Source organism: Priestia sp. HNGD-A6 (assembly GCF_045784335.1).
Taxonomy (GTDB): Bacteria; Bacillota; Bacilli; order Bacillales; family Bacillaceae_H; genus Priestia; species Priestia zanthoxyli.
Genome location: NZ_CP138621.1, coordinates 3,177,354 through 3,194,709, shown reverse-complemented (window position 1 = coordinate 3,194,709; position 17,356 = coordinate 3,177,354). Strand labels below are relative to the sequence as shown.

Annotated in this window: 17 protein-coding genes and 1 other annotated feature; of the genes, 6 read left to right on the top strand and 11 right to left on the bottom strand. The window is 39.9% G+C overall.

The annotated features are described in order from the left end of the window. Window positions 1–28: 28 nt before the first annotated feature. Both SCI76_RS16315 and SCI76_RS16310 read right to left on the bottom strand, forming a co-directional pair. Window positions 29–745 (bottom strand): pseudouridine synthase, encoded by a 717-nt coding sequence (locus SCI76_RS16315; RefSeq protein WP_221831918.1) that lies wholly within the window; start codon window positions 743–745, stop codon window positions 29–31. A gap of 50 nt (window positions 746–795) precedes the next feature. Further along, window positions 796–2,439, bottom strand: a complete 1,644-nt coding sequence (locus SCI76_RS16310; protein ID WP_407544046.1) for an oligosaccharide flippase family protein — start codon at window positions 2,437–2,439, stop codon at window positions 796–798. A 210-nt stretch (window positions 2,440–2,649) separates the two neighbouring features. Here SCI76_RS16310 and SCI76_RS16305 point away from each other — a divergent pair, with 210 nt between their 5' ends. After that, a complete protein-coding gene (locus SCI76_RS16305; RefSeq protein WP_028411837.1) occupies window positions 2,650–3,921 on the top strand; it encodes an NAD(P)/FAD-dependent oxidoreductase in 1,272 nt (423 codons plus the stop codon). A 4-nt stretch (window positions 3,922–3,925) separates the two neighbouring features. Here SCI76_RS16305 and SCI76_RS16300 read toward each other — a convergent pair whose 3' ends face one another. The 7 genes from SCI76_RS16300 to SCI76_RS16270 form a co-directional block, all read right to left on the bottom strand. Further along, complete coding sequence (locus tag SCI76_RS16300; RefSeq protein WP_013059521.1) at window positions 3,926–4,105, bottom strand: sporulation protein Cse60; 180 nt, start codon at window positions 4,103–4,105, stop codon at window positions 3,926–3,928. A gap of 214 nt (window positions 4,106–4,319) precedes the next feature. Next, window positions 4,320–4,631, bottom strand: coding sequence for a rhodanese-like domain-containing protein (locus SCI76_RS16295; RefSeq protein ID WP_028411838.1), 312 nt, complete (start codon window positions 4,629–4,631; stop codon window positions 4,320–4,322). A 239-nt stretch (window positions 4,632–4,870) separates the two neighbouring features. Beyond that, entirely contained in the window at window positions 4,871–7,285 is a 2,415-nt protein-coding gene (gene leuS / locus SCI76_RS16290; RefSeq protein ID WP_048019677.1) for a leucine--tRNA ligase, read from the bottom strand. A 64-nt stretch (window positions 7,286–7,349) separates the two neighbouring features. Continuing rightward, window positions 7,350–7,568 (bottom strand) — a binding site (T-box leader). Window positions 7,569–7,979: 411 nt separating this feature from the next. Beyond that, the gene (locus SCI76_RS16285; protein ID WP_048019676.1) at window positions 7,980–9,302 is read right to left on the bottom strand and encodes a GntP family permease; all 1,323 of its coding nucleotides are present in this window, start codon (window positions 9,300–9,302) and stop codon (window positions 7,980–7,982) included. Between the two features lie 156 nt (window positions 9,303–9,458). Beyond that, window positions 9,459–10,646 carry an MFS transporter gene (locus SCI76_RS16280; RefSeq protein WP_028411841.1) on the bottom strand — a complete coding sequence of 396 codons (1,188 nt, stop codon included), beginning with the start codon at window positions 10,644–10,646 and terminating at the stop codon, window positions 9,459–9,461. Window positions 10,647–10,804: 158 nt separating this feature from the next. Further along, window positions 10,805–10,960: a hypothetical protein gene (locus SCI76_RS16275; RefSeq protein ID WP_013059527.1), complete on the bottom strand. Its 156-nt coding sequence runs from the start codon at window positions 10,958–10,960 to the stop codon at window positions 10,805–10,807. Between the two features lie 12 nt (window positions 10,961–10,972). Next, window positions 10,973–11,236, bottom strand: a complete 264-nt coding sequence (locus SCI76_RS16270; protein WP_013059528.1) for a YtzC family protein — start codon at window positions 11,234–11,236, stop codon at window positions 10,973–10,975. A 169-nt stretch (window positions 11,237–11,405) separates the two neighbouring features. On the opposite strand from SCI76_RS16270, the gene SCI76_RS16265 reads away from it, so the two are divergent. Both SCI76_RS16265 and SCI76_RS16260 read left to right on the top strand, forming a co-directional pair. After that, on the top strand, window positions 11,406–12,368 hold the full coding sequence (locus SCI76_RS16265; RefSeq protein WP_048019675.1) for a TIGR01212 family radical SAM protein: 963 nt from the start codon (window positions 11,406–11,408) through the stop codon (window positions 12,366–12,368). Next, on the top strand, window positions 12,365–12,934 hold the full coding sequence (locus SCI76_RS16260) for a class I SAM-dependent methyltransferase (protein ID WP_028411843.1): 570 nt from the start codon (window positions 12,365–12,367) through the stop codon (window positions 12,932–12,934). The genes SCI76_RS16265 and SCI76_RS16260 overlap by 4 nt, the downstream gene beginning before the upstream one ends. Window positions 12,935–12,946: 12 nt before the next feature. Here SCI76_RS16260 and SCI76_RS16255 read toward each other — a convergent pair whose 3' ends face one another. Both SCI76_RS16255 and SCI76_RS16250 read right to left on the bottom strand, forming a co-directional pair. Continuing rightward, window positions 12,947–14,005: a tetraprenyl-beta-curcumene synthase family protein gene (locus SCI76_RS16255; protein WP_028411844.1), complete on the bottom strand. Its 1,059-nt coding sequence runs from the start codon at window positions 14,003–14,005 to the stop codon at window positions 12,947–12,949. Between the two features lie 31 nt (window positions 14,006–14,036). After that, window positions 14,037–14,813 (bottom strand): alpha/beta fold hydrolase, encoded by a 777-nt coding sequence (locus tag SCI76_RS16250; RefSeq protein ID WP_063248621.1) that lies wholly within the window; start codon window positions 14,811–14,813, stop codon window positions 14,037–14,039. A gap of 107 nt (window positions 14,814–14,920) precedes the next feature. Between SCI76_RS16250 and SCI76_RS16245 the strand changes: the two genes are divergently transcribed. The 3 genes from SCI76_RS16245 (at window position 14,921) to SCI76_RS16235 (ending at window position 17,328) form a co-directional block, all read left to right on the top strand. After that, window positions 14,921–15,448 (top strand): gamma carbonic anhydrase family protein, encoded by a 528-nt coding sequence (locus SCI76_RS16245; RefSeq protein WP_028411845.1) that lies wholly within the window; start codon window positions 14,921–14,923, stop codon window positions 15,446–15,448. 191 nt (window positions 15,449–15,639) lie between these two features. After that, window positions 15,640–16,164 (top strand): phosphatase PAP2 family protein, encoded by a 525-nt coding sequence (locus SCI76_RS16240; protein ID WP_028411846.1) that lies wholly within the window; start codon window positions 15,640–15,642, stop codon window positions 16,162–16,164. Between the two features lie 18 nt (window positions 16,165–16,182). Continuing rightward, on the top strand, window positions 16,183–17,328 hold the full coding sequence (locus tag SCI76_RS16235; RefSeq protein ID WP_049166263.1) for a glycosyltransferase family 1 protein: 1,146 nt from the start codon (window positions 16,183–16,185) through the stop codon (window positions 17,326–17,328). Window positions 17,329–17,356: the final 28 nt, after the last annotated feature.

Genomic DNA, 17,356 nt, shown 5'->3' with positions numbered 1-17,356 from the left:
CTTAGGTTCCTTTTTCTTTCGCCTCTTCTTAGGCATTTGATTTTTGTAATAAAGCTAGTTCTTCTTCCGTTAACTCCCTGTACTCTCCTAAATCTAACGACTCGTCTAATAGCAAAGCTCCCATAGATAAACGTTTTAAATACGTTACTTTTTTTCCTCTTGCTTCAAACATACGCTTCACTTGATGAAATTTCCCTTCAACGATCGTTAATTCAATTTCTGATTCCACACCGCTTGTTAGTACCTTTAACTCTGCTGATTTTGTTACGTATCCATCATCAAGAGTGACACCCTGTCTAAATGCTTTAGCATCTTCTTCAGTCACCGGCGCATTAATTTTTGCAAAATACGTTTTAGGAACGTGCTTTTTAGGAGATAGCAGCTGATGTGCAAGCTGACCGTCATTTGTCAGCAGCAAGAGCCCTTCTGTATCTTTGTCTAAACGCCCTACCGGAAATGGGTCATACACAGCATCGTCAATTTCCAATAAGTCCAAAACTGTTTCATGAAGAGAATCTTCCGTCGCTGATATGACACCTTGGGGCTTATGCAGCATAAAGTAAACAAATTCTCGGTAAGAAACGGCTTCGCCATGCACAGTTATTTCTTGTTCATCTGGATTAACATGTACCTTAGCATCTTTAACCGCTGTACCGTCTACCTTAACAGCTCCAGTCTTTAAAAGACCTTTAACTTCTTTTCGGCTTCCGTACCCAATGGTAGAAAGCAATTTATCCAAACGCATGTAATATCCTCCTTTTTTTGAAAAGAAGATGACTCTAACGAGTCATCTTCTTATGCACTGCGCTGTTTATTTCGGCGCAGTATCTTTCGTTCAATTGCACCTGTTACCCTCGCTCCCATTACTTTTTCAAGCAAGCTTGAACGATAGGTAATAATAAAGTAAATAAGGCCGCCTACTGCTGCTCCTATAATCGTAATAACCGTGGCAGAGAATCGTCCTGGGGTTGTAAACAGACCAATTACTACTGAAACAATTTTTACGCTGATTCCCATAATCGCAACAAAAATGAGAATGAGCACAGAGCGTTTTATAAACTCACTGTAGTTATATTTTGCGTGTTTTTGAATAAGCGCAAACATATAAACAAGAGATACGATATAGCCTAGTGCTGTCGCTAAAACTGAACCGATCTCGTGGAACATAAGAATAAATGGCACGTTCACGACAATTTTCACAATCAATCCAAATAATAGACTTAAAACAGCATATTTTTGTTTGTTAATCCCTTGTAAAATAGCTCCATTAACCGTGAAAAACGAGAACAATAAAGCTACGGGTGCATAATAAAGCAAGACATTTCCACCCGCATCCGATGCATCTGTTCCAAAGAAAAACGTATATGCTGGACCAGCTAAAGCCATTAACCCTACAGATGCTGGCAGCACAAGAAACATAATCGTTTGATATGTTTGATCAATTTGCTTTTGCAATACATTATAATCTTTATTCACAAATGAACGTGTAATCGTTGGTACAAGAGTCAAACCGAATGCAGTAGCTAATGAAACAGGAATCATCACAAGCTTTGGAACATAAGACTGAACAATTCCGTTCATGGACTCCGCTATTTCTTTTTGTCCAGCCGCTACCATCGCACGGTTAAATGTGAATTGATCCACATACTGATAAAGCGGAATAGCTAAGCTGACAAATACATAGGGCAATGAATACGTAAGCAGCTCTTTAAAAATGGATACGGTAGAAATACGCGTAGGCGTTACCGTCTGCTCGTTCACCATTTTATCGAGATGAGGCTTTCGTTTTTTCCAGTACCAAATTAATACGGCAAGTCCAGCAAGAGCTCCTACAAAAGCACCCATTGTAGCAAATCCAACGGCTAGTGCAAGACTTCCATGCACAATTTTGATCACAATATAGGTAGATACCAATAAAAAGACAACCCGCACAAGTTGTTCAACTACCTGTGAAACGGCTGTTGGACCCATAGACTGGTGACCTTGGAAAAATCCTCGCATTAAACTCATCATCGGTACTACAATTAACGCAACACTAACCATTCGCATAACCATTACTACATCTTCTAAGGAGTTATTTAAATCAGAACCTCCAAGTGTAATTCTAGACATAACAGGCGCTAACGAATATAAAAGTAAAAATGCAAGTATTCCTGTGACAAGCATTAATTTCATGCCGGCCCGATACATTCTTCTACTCGTATAATAATCACCGAGTGCATTATATTTTGATACAAATTTCGATACGGCCATTGGCATACCGGCTGTAGCAATACTTAAATAAATAGCATATTGGTTATATCCATAACCAAACAGTGCTCCCCCTACGGTTCCAACAAGGATCGCAAATGGAAATAAATAAATCATTCCCAGAATTCGGGATACATAAGTGCCAAGCGTTAGCACAAAGGTCCCTCTTAACAATTTTGAATCAGACATACGTTTGCCTCCGATACTTAATGTTACATACTGATAATAATGATAGAATTGAAAAGAAGCAAGTGAGAGTATACACTAAGAAAGGTCTTATACTCACTCACACTCGTCAACAAGCTAAAAAACAAAGACTATAGCCCATTTTATCCAATGTTGAGAGATTTGTCAGTGAACAAACTAAAATTTTTTAAGAATAGACAGGTTGGTGAAAGTATGATATATGATGTAGTCGTAATCGGAGGAGGACCTTCTGGTTTGATGGCATCGATTGCAGCTGGTGAGTCAGGTGCAAACGTATTATTAATTGATAAAGGCAATAAACTCGGACGAAAGCTTGCCATTTCTGGAGGGGGCCGCTGTAATGTAACAAACCGCCTTCCGATTGATGAACTTATTAAACACATTCCAGGAAACGGACGCTTTTTATACAGTGCGTTTTCTGTTTTTAATAACGAAGATATCATCTCCTATTTTGAAGGCCTTGGAATTAAATTAAAAGAAGAAGATCACGGGCGTATGTTTCCGGTTAGCAATAAAGCACAATCTGTTGTTGATGCATTAATTAGTGAACTTCACCGTCTTCGTGTAACAATTCGCACAAACACAGCCGTTAAACGCGTAAACTATGAAAACAACACCGTGAAAGAAGTTGTGCTTCAAGACGGAGAAGCAATCCAAACGAAAAGCGTTGTGATTGCAGTAGGCGGAAAATCAGTGCCTCATACGGGTTCGACAGGAGACGGTTATCAATGGGCAAAAGATGCAGGTCATAAAATTACTGAACTTTACCCAACAGAAGTTCCTATTACATCTAGCGAACACTTTATTAAAACAAAAACGCTTCAAGGTCTATCGCTTCGCAACGTAGGACTAAGCGTACTTAATAAAAAAGGCAAACCTGTCATCACTCATCAGATGGATATGATTTTCACTCACTTTGGCATCTCTGGCCCTGCCGCTCTTCGCTGCAGCCAATATGTTGTTAAAGAGTTAAAGAAACAAAAAAGCAACACTGTTCAAATGTCTCTTGATTTATTTCCTAGCCAAAACGAAGAAGAGATTTTTCAACAATTAGTCAAAACAACAAAAGAAGAGCCGAAAAAAGCGATTAAAAATGTTTTAAAAGGTTTTGTATCTGAACGCTATCTATTATTTTTACTCGAGCAAGCAGACATTGATAGCCAAGCGCTAGCGGGACAGCTTCAGCATGAAAAACTGAGAGAATTCTCGAGAATGTGCAAACGATTTGAATTTGCTGTAAACGGCACACTTTCTTTAGAGAAAGCCTTCGTCACAGGAGGCGGAGTATCCGTTAAAGAAATTCACCCAAAAGAAATGTCTTCTAAATTTATGCAAGGCCTTTACTTCTGCGGGGAAATTCTTGATATCCACGGATATACTGGAGGATACAATATTACTTCTGCCCTTGTAACAGGCCGTTTGGCTGGCAGTAATGCAGGAGAATTTGCAACAAGCCTAGCATAATACGCTAGGCTTTATACATAACCATGGCTGAAAAACAGTACACCTGCTCATCACGATCAACATCCACTGTGACTTGGTACTTAATATCCACGACGTCTTCATCTTCTAATTTGCGTAAAAATCGGTTCACCGCAAACTCTAAATCTTTTTCATGCTCTTTATCAAACATTTTCACCTGTATCATAGCTTCTACCACCTTGTCCTATCAAATTTGTTTCAATCAGAATGGACTGCTTCTCTCAATGATGGCTTTCGTACTGATTTTCAACTTCTTCCTACCTCTATTTTTATGAAGACTTTTATAGATTTAGTCATCATTTGTTTTGCTACTATCATTTTAGTCGAATGGTAGAAGTTTCATTCCAAAAGAAAAAAGCGCCTGTCAAAGGCGCTTTTTCTTATTTATTAACCGTTTTTCCTTCCCACTCTAACATACCGCCAACCATATTTGTTACTTTATAACCTTGTTCTTGAAGGTAGTAACATACGTTTTCACTGCGGCGTCCAGAACGGCAAATGAAAATATATTCTTTTTCTTTATCGAAATAATCCACATTAGTTGGAATATCATTCATACGAATGTGTTTAGCAGTTGGAATCATTCCTTCTGCTACTTCCTCATCTTCGCGAACATCAACTAAATGAAGCTCTTCTCCATTTTCAACGCGTTTTTGAAGCTCTTCAGGCGTAATCACTTTTACTTCTTCCATCTTCGTCATTCCTCTCTATTCTTTCATTCAGCTTGCTATCGCTATTGTAGCAAATTCAAATACCTTTATGCCACTAAATAAGAAAAGCTTAAGCAGCAGCCTACCTAAGCTTTTCCAATCGTAGTTAAAGGTTTAACTAAGGGCCTGATGTCAACCCCGAAAGGGGGACATCAGGCCCTTAGGTCTAGAACAGCCCCCCTGACTGCTCTTTAGTCAGGGGGGCTGTTCTACATCAATACTTAATTAGCTACGATGTTTACTAATTTACCAGGCACAGCAATCACTTTGCGTACTGTCTTACCTTCAATGAACTCTTGAACATCTTCATTAGCCATTGCAATATCTTGAAGCTCTTCACGAGATGCCTCAGCAGGTACGTTTAATTTTGCACGTACTTTACCGTTAATTTGAACGACAATTTCCACTTCATCATCTACAAGTTTCGCTTCATCAAACGCAGGCCAAGCTTCATATGAAATCGTATCTTCGTGGCCTAGTTTGCTCCATAATTCCTCAGTTGTATGAGGACAAATTGGTGCTAATAGCTTCACAAATCCTTCTACGTATTGCTTTGGCAGCACATCAACTTTGTATGCGTCGTTGATGAATACCATAAGTTGAGAGATACCTGTATTAAAACGAAGACCTTCGTAATCTTCCGTTACTTTTTTCACCGTTTGGTGATATACGCGTTCAAGTGTAGTATCATTGCTTTCTTGAACCTTGCTGCTTAATTCACCATTATCCTCGATAAGTAAACGCCATACACGATCTAAGAAACGGCGTGCACCATCAAGCCCTTTTGTTGACCAAGCAATGGATGCATCTAACGGTCCCATAAACATTTCGTAAAGGCGAAGCGTATCTGCACCGTGGCTTTCTACGATTTCGTCTGGGTTTACAACGTTACCTTTTGACTTACTCATTTTTTCATTGTTTTCTCCAAGAATCATACCTTGGTTAAACAGTTTTTGGAACGGCTCTTTTGTTGGAACTACGCCGATATCATATAAAAATTTATGCCAGAAACGAGCATACAATAGATGAAGAACAGCGTGTTCAGCTCCACCGATATAAATATCAACCGGCAACCATTCTTTTAATTTGTCTGCATCTGCTAATGCTTCGCTGTTCGCTGGATCAATGTAGCGTAAGTAATACCAGCAGCTGCCTGCCCATTGAGGCATTGTATTTGTTTCGCGGCGCCCTTTTTTGCCCGTTTCCGGATCTACAACGTTCACCCAGTCATCAATGTTTGCTAATGGAGATTCACCTGTACCTGACGGCTTGATTTCAGTTGTTTTTGGTAAAACAAGCGGAAGCTGATCTTCAGGAACTGCAGTTGTTGTGCCATCTTCCCAGTGAATAACAGGAATCGGTTCACCCCAGTAGCGCTGACGGCTGAATAACCAGTCACGCAGACGGTATGTTACTTGTTTTTCACCTTTTTCATTTGCTTGAAGCCACTGAATCATATTTGAAATTGCTTCTTCTTTGTCTAGACCATTTAAGAAGTCTGAATTAACGTGCTCGCCGTCGCCTGTATAAGCTTCTTTTGAAACGTCTCCACCCGCTACTACTTCTTTAATCGGCAGTTCAAATTTAACAGCAAACTCATAATCACGCTCATCATGAGCAGGAACAGCCATAATTGCACCTGTACCATAGCTCATTAGAACATAGTCAGCAATCCAAATTGGCATTCTCTCACCGTTTACAGGGTTAATTGCATAAGCACCTGTGAATACGCCCGTTTTGTCTTTAGCTAAGTCTGTACGCTCTAAATCGCTTTTGCTTTTAATTTGATCTAAATACGCTTCTACCGCTTCTTTTTGTTCGGCTGTCGTAATTTTATCCACAAACGGATGTTCAGGTGCTAAAACGGCATACGTTGCCCCAAACAGCGTATCAGGACGCGTTGTGAACACAGTAAATGTTTCGTCATATCCATCAATTGTGAAGTGAACGTGAGCTCCTTCAGAGCGGCCAATCCAGTTTCGCTGCATTTCTTTAATACTTTCTGGCCAATCAAGATCATCTAAATCTTCTAGTAAACGATCTGCATAAGCTGTGATTTTAAGCATCCACTGCTTCATTGGACGACGCTCAACCGGATGCCCACCGCGCTCACTTTTGCCATCTATAACTTCTTCGTTTGCAAGTACTGTTCCCAACGCAGGACACCAGTTAACAGCTACTTCATCCACATAAGCTAAGCCTTTTTTATATAGCTGTAAGAAAATCCACTGCGTCCATTTGTAGTAGTTAGGATCAGTCGTATTAATTTCACGCTCCCAATCGTAAGAGAAACCTAACGATTTGATTTGACGACGGAAATTATTAATGTTAAGTTCAGTGAACTCAGCCGGATCGTTTCCTGTATCTAATGCATACTGCTCAGCAGGTAGTCCGAATGCATCCCATCCCATTGGATGAAGTACATTGTATCCTTGCATACGCTTCATACGAGATAAAATGTCCGTTGCTGTATAACCTTCTGGATGCCCAACGTGTAAACCCGCCCCAGATGGATAAGGGAACATATCTAATGCGTAAAACTTACGCTTTCCTTCATCTTCTGTTGTTCTAAATGTTTTATTTTCTTCCCAAACTTTTTGCCATTTTTGTTCGATCTTTTCATGATTAAAAGCCATACATAATCCTCCTTGTACGCTCCAGCTGTATTTAATTAAACTAAAAAACCCCTCATCCCTCAAACAAAGGGACGAGAGGTTGAATAAACTTCCCGCGGTACCACCCAAATTAGCACAATTATGTACTCACTCATTTTCCTTAACGCGGATAGACGGTAAATGTTACTTTACTTCACATTTACAACTCCAAGGTGAGTTCATGAACGCCCGTTTGCTGACTCGCACCACCCGTCAGCTCTCTTAGCTCGCTTCGTTCACTACTATTCCTTATCATAGTTTTTACATCATACTACCTTGTATTGTAAATAATATGTTCGCAAACTGCAAGTTGTTCAACGGATTTTGTAAAAGTTTCTACACTGCCTCACTGCTTTGTTGCTAAATCCCCTCTTTCATTCTTATATATGAACAACTTCTCCCAAAAACATACATACAACGCCAAACAAAGAGATTTAGACATAATTAAGTTAATCCTATCTAAAGCTGAATAAATAGGATATCTGGACTCCTTGCTACAAAACTGTTCATTTCCGTGCAAGGCTTCATCTTGCGCTCCAATCAACAGCTTAAAGCAACTAAACACATAAAAGCCGAGTTCACCATAATAATGAAAAGATCCGAACGATTTATCGTTCGGATCTTCTTTCAGCTAAAATACTTTTGTCCCCGCCTCTACTTTCTTTAACAGCTATTATTAAATACCAAATCCAAAAGAAAACAGGATAATCGCAAGTACGAGACCAACAAGCGGCACAACTACCGTCATCGCTGCAACTGATCCATACGCATCTTTATGAGTTTCTCCGCAAATAGAATTAATTGTGGTGACGACATAACCATTATGAGGCAAGGAATCTAATACGCCAGAAGATATAGCTACTACACGATGGAGAGCTTCTGGATTTACACCAGCATCTAGATAGTGAGGGGCTAAAATTGGCAAAGCAATCGCCTGACCTCCTGAAGCCGAACCTGTCATCCCCGCGATAACACTCACCGCAATAGCTCCCCCTATCAACGGACTGCCTGGAATATGCGTCATGGCATCTACAGCCACTCCAAACGCGGGAACAGCCTTAGCAACCCCTCCAAAACCTACGACAGCAGCTGTATTCCCAATTGCAATTAGCGCTCCAAGCGTCCCTTCTGATGCTGCATTCCAAAATCCTTTAAAGTGTTTTCGGTTCACAATGTATGTGACAATGATACCGCTTAAAAGTGCGACAATCAACGCAGATTGCTGAAGCGGCTTATGAAGTGCAAAAGAAATAATGAGCACGACCACAAGCGGAAGCAAACTTAATAACGGATTAGGAAGAGACTGATTTTCCGTTACTGCTGGATCTTTCTCGCGTGATATAAAACGCTCTCCATTTTTAACTGCTTTTGAAATTAAGCGCTTTAACCACCAGTAGCCGAATACAGCCATCACTACCGCTACAACTAAACTAACTTCCCATCCTGCATACGGACTAGTCTTTAAATATTCAATTGGAATCCAGTTTTGGATTTCAGGCGATCCAGCCGAGGTCATCGTAAACGTAACGGAACCGAATGCTAAAGCAGCAGGGATAAACCGCCTCGGCAAATCAGCTTGTTTGAATAAGCTTAAAGCCATTGGATAGACAGAGAATGCTACTACAAACAGACTGACTCCTCCATATGTTAAGACCGCACAGGCAAGTACAATCGCCAACACTGCTCTTTTCATTCCTAGTTTACTGACAATCCAGCGAGAAACACTATCAGCGGCCCCGCTGTCTTCCATCACTTTTCCAAAAACGGCCCCCAATAGAAACATTAAATACCAAGAAGCAATAAATCCTGTGAAACCAGACATATAATTCCCAACAAAATTTGCTTCTCCTTCTTTCACCAGCTGTGGAAATAAAGGCATTCCGCTTGTTAACGCAACAACTAAAGCACTAAGCGGACCTGCTATAAATAAATTCATGCCTCTCATCGTTAATACAATGAGCAGCAATAATCCTCCAATTAATCCAATCATACTAAGCATATTCTAGCCCCCAAGAAGTCATATAATTAGAAAACGCTTACATTTTTACAGGTATATACTCCTTTCTTTGCTTGTCACGACCCTTACTATATTATTAAAGGAATACTGAAGACATTCCTACGTTTATTGAACAGTCAAAAATAAAACCACCTCTATTTATTTAGAGATGGTTAGTGAACGCTGACGTTTTTCTTTTAATTTATAATCGTATATCCATGTTGTACACATGCTAAATAACAATAGTGCAATTAATAAATAGCACAGGGTAGACATATTAAACGCATCGAAAATAACGCCTCCAAAGAGAGGGCCAATCATTTTACCTGCAGTAGCCATACTGTTGACTACGCCTTGATAAAACCCTTCTTTTCCTGATGGAGCTAACTGACTTGCGACAGCTGGAATTGCTGGCCAAACAAACATTTCTCCAACTGTTAACACAATCATTGCTGTTAAGAACTGCGAAAATGTTGTGGCATTCACCACGATGATGAAAGAAGCCACAAAAATAACCGTTCCAATTAGAACCTGTACTTTTAATGTCTTTGCTACTTTTTGAATGATAGGCACAATCAAAGGCTGACCGACTACAATTAAAATGCCGTTAATCGTCCAAAGCAAACTGTAGCTAGAAAGAGGTATATTCAACTCACGCGTATGCGTAGCAATCGTTGTTTGCCACTGAACATACGCGACCCAGCATAATACGTATCCTGTACATAAAATAAGAAGGGCCGTCAGTTTCGTTTTGTGCTGAATACTACCGGCTTCATTAAGGACATTCGTTTGCCCAACTGTAACCGAAATATGACGGTATGAAAAAATAGCAATAAGAAGAAAAATAACGTATAAAATTGTATTAGCTAAGAAAATATACGTAAATGAATAGGATGCTACAACGCCCCCTACCGCTGCGCCAATAGCCACTCCTGCATTTTGAGCAACGTACATCGCATTAAATGCTTTTCTTCCGCCTTGTGGCCAGACTGAGCCTGCCATTGCATACATAGATGGAAACACAATACCAGATCCAAACCCTACAATAACCAAGAGAACAACATATGTAGGCCAACCATGGAAAAACACCAGTCCCACTAATGCAACAAGGGTAATAATAATTCCTGATAAAATGGATTTATATCCTCCAATTTTGTCAAAAAGCGTTCCCCCTAGTAAATTACCCACTACGCTTGCAGCAGAGTTCAGCATAAGAACCACTCCTGCAACGGATAACGACTTTCCTAAATGTTCATTTATATAAATTGTATTGAGAGGCCATAAAAACGAAGCTCCCGTTACGTTTACAAGCATACCAATAATCAAAAACCAAAGTGACTTGGGCATTGATCTCCCCCCTATCTATTCGAATGCCAACGTACATTCTAGTCTTTTCTTAAAGGGTTCGCAATGCTTTTACATATAGACAATTTATTTGAAATTCGCTGACTATTTAAAAAGGTGATTTCACATGACAATATCATGCAAAATCACCTTTTTACCGCTTATTTTTGCTTCGAACGAACCGGCTGGGCACGCTTGCTGTTCCGTGCTTTTAATTCTTTTACAGGATCAAAATCTTTTCCTAGCTCAATATCATTGCTGTTGATCCCGTTTTTTGTTTTTTGTTCCGGGTTATTTTGATTTGAACGAGTTGCCATAAAATCCTCTCCTTAATGCTGAGTTGTAATCAATTTATTTTGCAGCTGCTGAACTTGCAGGCGCATGCGATATAGCTGCTCTCTTTGCTGTGCATTTGCACTGTGAGAAAACTCTTCAATTTCTTTATAAGCATTTTCTAATTTTTCCTGTGCTTTTGTATATTCAGTGTCATTGTAATGTTCTTGTTTCATGCCTTCCTGTAACTGACCTTGTCCAAAGCGAATAGCATCTTCACACTGCTGCATAAGTTGATCCACTGCTTGACGAGTTGTCATTGTCTATTCCTCCTATTCGTTCATTTCTGTCTTATTTTGCGCAACTTTACTCCCCTTTACGACAAGAAGAACCTGTTAAATATAAGCATCCTTAAATTTGTTTGGCACTTTTTCACGTTTTTGATACAATTTGTTGATGTATATTGCATGTAAAAAGGAGGTTGCTGATTTGAATCAGACAAACCCATTTCCGTATAAATCTGAAAACAAACGTTATCATACCTGGAATTACCACTTACGTAACCACTTTGGCCATAAGGTATTTAAAGTAGCCTTAGATGGAGGATTTGATTGTCCAAACAGAGACGGCACGGTAGCTCACGGCGGCTGTACGTTTTGCAGCGCTGCCGGTTCAGGAGATTTCGCTGGAAACAGAGCGGATGATCTTGTGACACAATTTAACGAAATCCGTGAAAAAATGCATCATAAATGGAAAGACGGAAAATACGTTGCTTACTTTCAAGCATTCACTAACACTCACGCTCCTGTTGAGGAGCTTCGTGAAAAATATGAAGCGGTCTTAAAGCTTCCCGGAGTTGTTGGGCTTTCTATCGCCACGCGCCCTGACTGTCTCCCCGACGATGTGGTGGAGTACTTGGCTGAATTAAATGAACGAACTTATCTATGGGTAGAACTTGGACTGCAAACTGTTCATGAACGAACTTCACTGCTTATCAACCGGGCACACGATCACCAATGCTATGTAGATGGTGTAGCAAAGCTTCGAAAACACGGTATTCGCGTTTGTTCTCACATCATTAATGGTTTGCCTTTAGAAACACCTGAGATGATGATGGAAACGGTACGGGCAGTAGCAAAATTAGACGTTCAAGGAATTAAGATTCATCTGCTTCATTTACTAAAAGGAACTCCTATGGTCAAACAGTATGAAAAGGGCCTTGTTGAATTTCTTTCATTTGAAGAATATGTAAAGCTTGTATGCGATCAGCTCGAAGTAATCCCTTCTGAGATGATTGTTCATCGTATTACCGGTGATGGACCGATAGACCTCATGATCGGACCGATGTGGAGCGTAAATAAGTGGAGCGTATTAAATGCCATTGATCAAGAGCTCGAACGTCGCCAAAGCTATCAAGGAAAATATTACGAAAAAGAGTTGATGGAAAGATGAAAATAGAACGTATCCTGCCTTTTGCCCGCACGTTGCTCACTAATGCTGTGGCTGAAGGAGATGTCGCGATTGATGCTACAGCAGGAAATGGACATGATACATTGTTCTTAGCCAACTTAGTCGGAGATACAGGTCATGTATATGGATTTGACATTCAGCCCCAAGCCATTCAAGCAACTCAGCAGCGATTGACAGAACATCATGTAGAAAAACGAGTCACGCTTATCCAAGAAAGCCATAGCAATATAAGCATGCTTCCTACTTCTATTAATGGACGAGTGACGGGCGCTGTCTTTAATTTAGGTTATTTACCAGGTGGAGATAAAGACATCGTCACCACTTCTGAAACAACAATTTCTGCAATTGAGCAGTTACTTGATTTGCTAGCACCTGAAGGAGTGATTGTGCTCGTTATTTATCACGGACACGAACAAGGGAAACAAGAAAGAGACGATTTACTAACGTACGTCCAAAATCTGGATCAAAAAGACGTCCATGTTTTACAATATCGCTTCATGAATCAGCAAAACAATCCTCCGTTCATCATTGCTATTGAAAAAAGATAAGCCGTATATGGCTTATCTTTTTAACATTCGGTACAAGCGTCCGTTGATATAGAAAAAGTAGCTGAGTGCTCCCCCCGCTTTGATTAATCGACGTGCATTCACATGAACATGTTTTTGTGCCCTCACTTTTTGATCGGACAAATAAACGCCCAGGAGTCCCTTATAGATAAAGCAGTGAAAGTGATAATCCGGCAGTTTTTTAGCATATTCGTCCGCTTTTACAACAAAATGCAAAAAGCGGTCCATCATTTGCTGATAGTGAGGATAATAAAAACAAAAGTTCAAATCTCCTCCTGCTTTATCTTCTTCTTGGTCAATTAAATAATCGAGTAAAATATGTAAACCTTGAATATAAGGAAAATATCCCGCTTTTATTTTCTCCGTCATTTCTTTGGTCATCTCTTCTTGAAAACTGTAAGCGGCCAAACAAAAAATGCCTAACGTTGAACCAGAGCACGCTGAAAATTCATACCACTCCATTTCAGGAACACTGTGCCGGTGAGCATCAAACCAATTCTCTAATCGTGGAACTCTTTCCTTGATTTCAACATGCTTATGTATTTGCAAATCACAATAATAAGTAGCTAGTTCTAATAAATGTGAAGAGACGATATGGTAATTACAGGCTTTTCGCAAGGACTGCTGACAAGTCTGGACAAGTTCCGCTAAATATCCTCCATCGTCTTTATCCGTTCGAAAACGATAGTAATCCCCAAGAGGTGCATGAGGAGTCAACGCATCTGGCATCGATTCATGTAAGGCTGCAAAATCTTTAGGATCGAGCGAATTGCTGCGGTCACATAAGTTATCTAAGTAATCGCTGATTGTTTGGTAGGCAACGATAAATTTTACGCATTCAATCATGTTTTCTTTCGCTAAAATCGATAGGATGCCGCCTCCTTCACAATGAAAAGTTTTTGTATCGATACTTGCCAATGCTTGAGTGCGTAATTCTTTATTAGGAATCTCTTTTGCCCGTTCCCGCCAATGGTTAAGCTCATGATGAACGACGGGAAACACTTCTCGATAAATTTTTCTCATTAATGAAATAGGACGAGACGGAATCTTCATTTATTTTCACCTCAATTTCTGACAGCACTCATTAAATGTGAAGATCAACAAAGCTTTTCGCGTATGTAAAAACGTATTCTCTTTCAGGCTCATTAAAGATTTCGTGATACAGCTGAGACCATTCTTTGTAGATTTTTTCACTTAGCTCTATTTCATCAAACCACTGTCTAACAATCAGCTTTTCAATAATTTTATCTTCTCCTGCCTGCATCACAAGAAGCGGAACATCCGGCAAACGATCGATATCTTTAAAAGCTAAGTTAACAGCTTGAATCAATTCTCGGTACCATCTTACAGAAACTTTTGTAACGTACAGTGAGTCGTTTTCATCTTCATCTCGAACTTCTTGGTTTCTTGTTGCTTTTTCAACAGTAAGACCCAAATCAAAAAGTTTGTTCGGCATGACTTTATTTAATCCTTTAGATAACATATCTAAGTAAGCTGGTACTTGCTCTTTTAATCCTAGACAAGGTGAGGAAAGAATCGCACCCCATATAGGAAGATTTTTTGTCTGCAGCGTACGAATAACCGCCAGTCCTCCCATACTATGTCCTAACAGGAAAATAGGCAAATCATATTTTTGCGCTTCACGTACCCATTCTTCCACTTCATATACATATTCATCAAAGGATAGGATATGTCCTCTTCTTCTCGTTGTTAAGCCTTGGCCAGGAAGGTCTCCCATGATTACGTGCATTCCAACCGAACGCCACATCTCAATCAGCCAGCGATAGCGCCCGTGATGCTCCGCTGCTCCATGGACCATGACAATAACGCCTTTTGGATTTTCTGCTTCCCATTTATGCATTTGAGTTACTCCTTCTTCCTTTTTTTGTTTACCTGCTTTAAAAACCTTTGTACACTTACATTAGAAGATTTACTACTTTTTTTCAACTAATAAAGGGAGATGATTTGATGATTTATCCGTATAAAGAAAAAATGCCTAATATTGCACCCAGCTGCTTCCTCGCAGACTATGTCACGATTACTGGAGATGTCACCATTGGTGAAGAAAGCAGCATTTGGTTTAACACCGTTATTAGAGGAGATGTTTCGCCTACTATTATCGGGAAACGAGTAAATATACAAGATCAATCAACACTCCATCAAAGCCCAAATGCTCCTTTGCTTATTGAGGATGATGTGACAGTAGGACATCAAGTTATTTTACACAGCTCCATCATCCGCAAACGCGCGCTCATTGGCATGGGCTCTATTATTTTAGACGGTGCGGAAATTGGTGAAGGTGCTTTTATCGGTGCAGGAAGTTTAGTGCCTCCCGGTAAAAAAATACCACCTAATACTCTCGCACTCGGTCGACCTGCTAAAGTAATCCGCACTCTGACTGAGGAGGATTTAAAAGATATGCAGCGCATTCGTACAGAATATGTAGAAAAAGGGCAGTATTATAAGTCTATTAAGAAATCTGATTCTTCATTATAAAGGAAACGTTCCCTCAGAAAGTCATACTGAGGGAATTTTTTTAGTATCTCCACAAACTCTCTAATCATGTTCTATTCTCTCCACAATTGTAAAGAAATTTCCATATTAATTTACATCGTTTTAGTACTGCCTCCACAATTAAAGATTAAACTGAATAATAAAGACGTATTTATTAAAAAGGGAGCGACTCTATGAAAGCCAAGTTAATTCAGTATGTATACGATGCCGAATGCCGATTATTCAAAAGTGTAAATCAACATTTTGATCGAAAGCACTTAAATAGATTTTTACGTTTACTAACTCATGCCGGCGGAGCCACGTTTACCATTGTGATAGCGTGCTTGCTGCTATTTCTGCATCCTTCATCCGTCGCTTACGCCTGTGCCTTTTCTCTAGCCGTTAGCCATATTCCTGTTGCCATTGCTAAGAAGCTATATCCGAGACAACGGCCTTATATTCAACTAAAGCATACAAAAGTATTAGAAAATCCATTAAAAGATCATTCATTTCCATCGGGGCATACAACGGCTATTTTTTCGTTAGTTACCCCTCTGATGATTACTTACCCAGCCTTCGCTGCCGTTCTTTTGCCGCTTGCAGTAACGGTAGGCATTTCAAGAATTTATCTCGGTCTGCACTATCCGACGGATGTCATGGTAGGCCTGATACTCGGCATCTTTTCAGGTGCTGTTTCACTGAACATATTTTTAGTCTAATTGATAGGAGGAGTACTCATGAGAATTGCTTTATTTACAGATACATTTGCTCCGGAAGTTAACGGAGCTGCTAAAACACTTTATCAATTTACTCAGTATGTCAAATCAAAGCAAATTCCCATCCAGGTATTTGCTCCTGAATTTGCTCATAATCGGTCGTTTTCACCGTATGTTCACCGCTCGCCTAGCATGCCGTTTTTCCTTTATCCAAACAGCCGCTTTTCATTGCCAAACGTTCTAAAAATTAAAAAGCAGCTGCAGGAATTCAACCCTTCTCTTATTCATTTGGCCACTCCTTTTACAATGGGGCTTTGCGGCTCCTATTACGGAAAAAGATTAGGTATTCCTCTTGTCGGCTCTTATCATACCAATTTTGATGATTATTTATCTCACTATGAACTTGAAAAAATGCGTGTACCACTGCAAAAATATATGAAATGGTTTTATAAACCTGTACAAAAATTATTCGCTCCCTCCGAAGTGACCAAACAGCAGCTAGAAAAACAAGGGTTTCACAACGTAGCTATTTGGTCGCGAGGGGTAAATCACAAATTGTTCCATCCCCACTATGACCGCTTTGATATTCGTATTAAATATAATATAAAAAAACCCTACATCTTAACGTATGTAGGAAGGTTAGCTAAAGAAAAGAACGCTGATTTTTTACTAAAAATTGCCCGATCTTTACCTGATCATATCCGCCACCAAGTTCACTGGCTTATTGTGGGAGATGGTCCTTTAAAAGAACAAATGCAACAGCAAGCATCTGAGCATATGACATTTACAGGCTTTCTTGAAGGTAAGCAACTTGCTCATATCTATTCTTCATCTGATTTGTTTGTTTTCCCTTCAGAAACAGAAACGTTCGGAAATGTCGTACTGGAGTCTCTTGCTTCTGGAACTCCCGTGGTGGCAGCAAATGCAGGAGGAGTTAAACAGATGGTTCAGCACGGGCGAAACGGCTACCTTTGCAAACCTCACTCCTTAGAAGAATTCAGTTCGGCTATTACAGGTTTACTTGATGATTTGCACCAGCGGCTTCACTTTGGCCATGCAGCTAGACACTATGCTCTTACTCAATCATGGGACGCCATTTTTCAGCATTTGCTTTCAGAATATGAAGATGTCGTAGAAAAATCTGCTGAAGGTATTCAATGGGCATAAAAAAAATCTCCGTTTTCACGGAGATTTT

What these genes read in the sequence shown, in the direction of transcription:
- SCI76_RS16315 (WP_221831918.1), bottom strand. Translation starts at nt 745, where the DNA reads ATGCGTTTGGATAAATTGCTTTCTACCATTGGGTACGGAAGCCGAAAA.
- SCI76_RS16310 (WP_407544046.1), bottom strand. Translation starts at nt 2,439, where the DNA reads ATGTCTGATTCAAAATTGTTAAGAGGGACCTTTGTGCTAACGCTTGGC.
- SCI76_RS16305 (WP_028411837.1), top strand. Translation starts at nt 2,650, where the DNA reads ATGATATATGATGTAGTCGTAATCGGAGGAGGACCTTCTGGTTTGATG.
- SCI76_RS16300 (WP_013059521.1), bottom strand. Translation starts at nt 4,105, where the DNA reads ATGATACAGGTGAAAATGTTTGATAAAGAGCATGAAAAAGATTTAGAG.
- SCI76_RS16295 (WP_028411838.1), bottom strand. Translation starts at nt 4,631, where the DNA reads ATGGAAGAAGTAAAAGTGATTACGCCTGAAGAGCTTCAAAAACGCGTT.
- leuS (WP_048019677.1), bottom strand. Translation starts at nt 7,285, where the DNA reads ATGGCTTTTAATCATGAAAAGATCGAACAAAAATGGCAAAAAGTTTGG.
- SCI76_RS16285 (WP_048019676.1), bottom strand. Translation starts at nt 9,302, where the DNA reads ATGCTTAGTATGATTGGATTAATTGGAGGATTATTGCTGCTCATTGTA.
- SCI76_RS16280 (WP_028411841.1), bottom strand. Translation starts at nt 10,646, where the DNA reads ATGCCCAAGTCACTTTGGTTTTTGATTATTGGTATGCTTGTAAACGTA.
- SCI76_RS16275 (WP_013059527.1), bottom strand. Translation starts at nt 10,960, where the DNA reads ATGGCAACTCGTTCAAATCAAAATAACCCGGAACAAAAAACAAAAAAC.
- SCI76_RS16270 (WP_013059528.1), bottom strand. Translation starts at nt 11,236, where the DNA reads ATGACAACTCGTCAAGCAGTGGATCAACTTATGCAGCAGTGTGAAGAT.
- SCI76_RS16260 (WP_028411843.1), top strand. Translation starts at nt 12,365, where the DNA reads ATGAAAATAGAACGTATCCTGCCTTTTGCCCGCACGTTGCTCACTAAT.
- SCI76_RS16255 (WP_028411844.1), bottom strand. Translation starts at nt 14,005, where the DNA reads ATGAAGATTCCGTCTCGTCCTATTTCATTAATGAGAAAAATTTATCGA.
- SCI76_RS16250 (WP_063248621.1), bottom strand. Translation starts at nt 14,813, where the DNA reads ATGCATAAATGGGAAGCAGAAAATCCAAAAGGCGTTATTGTCATGGTC.
- SCI76_RS16245 (WP_028411845.1), top strand. Translation starts at nt 14,921, where the DNA reads ATGATTTATCCGTATAAAGAAAAAATGCCTAATATTGCACCCAGCTGC.
- SCI76_RS16240 (WP_028411846.1), top strand. Translation starts at nt 15,640, where the DNA reads ATGAAAGCCAAGTTAATTCAGTATGTATACGATGCCGAATGCCGATTA.
- SCI76_RS16235 (WP_049166263.1), top strand. Translation starts at nt 16,183, where the DNA reads ATGAGAATTGCTTTATTTACAGATACATTTGCTCCGGAAGTTAACGGA.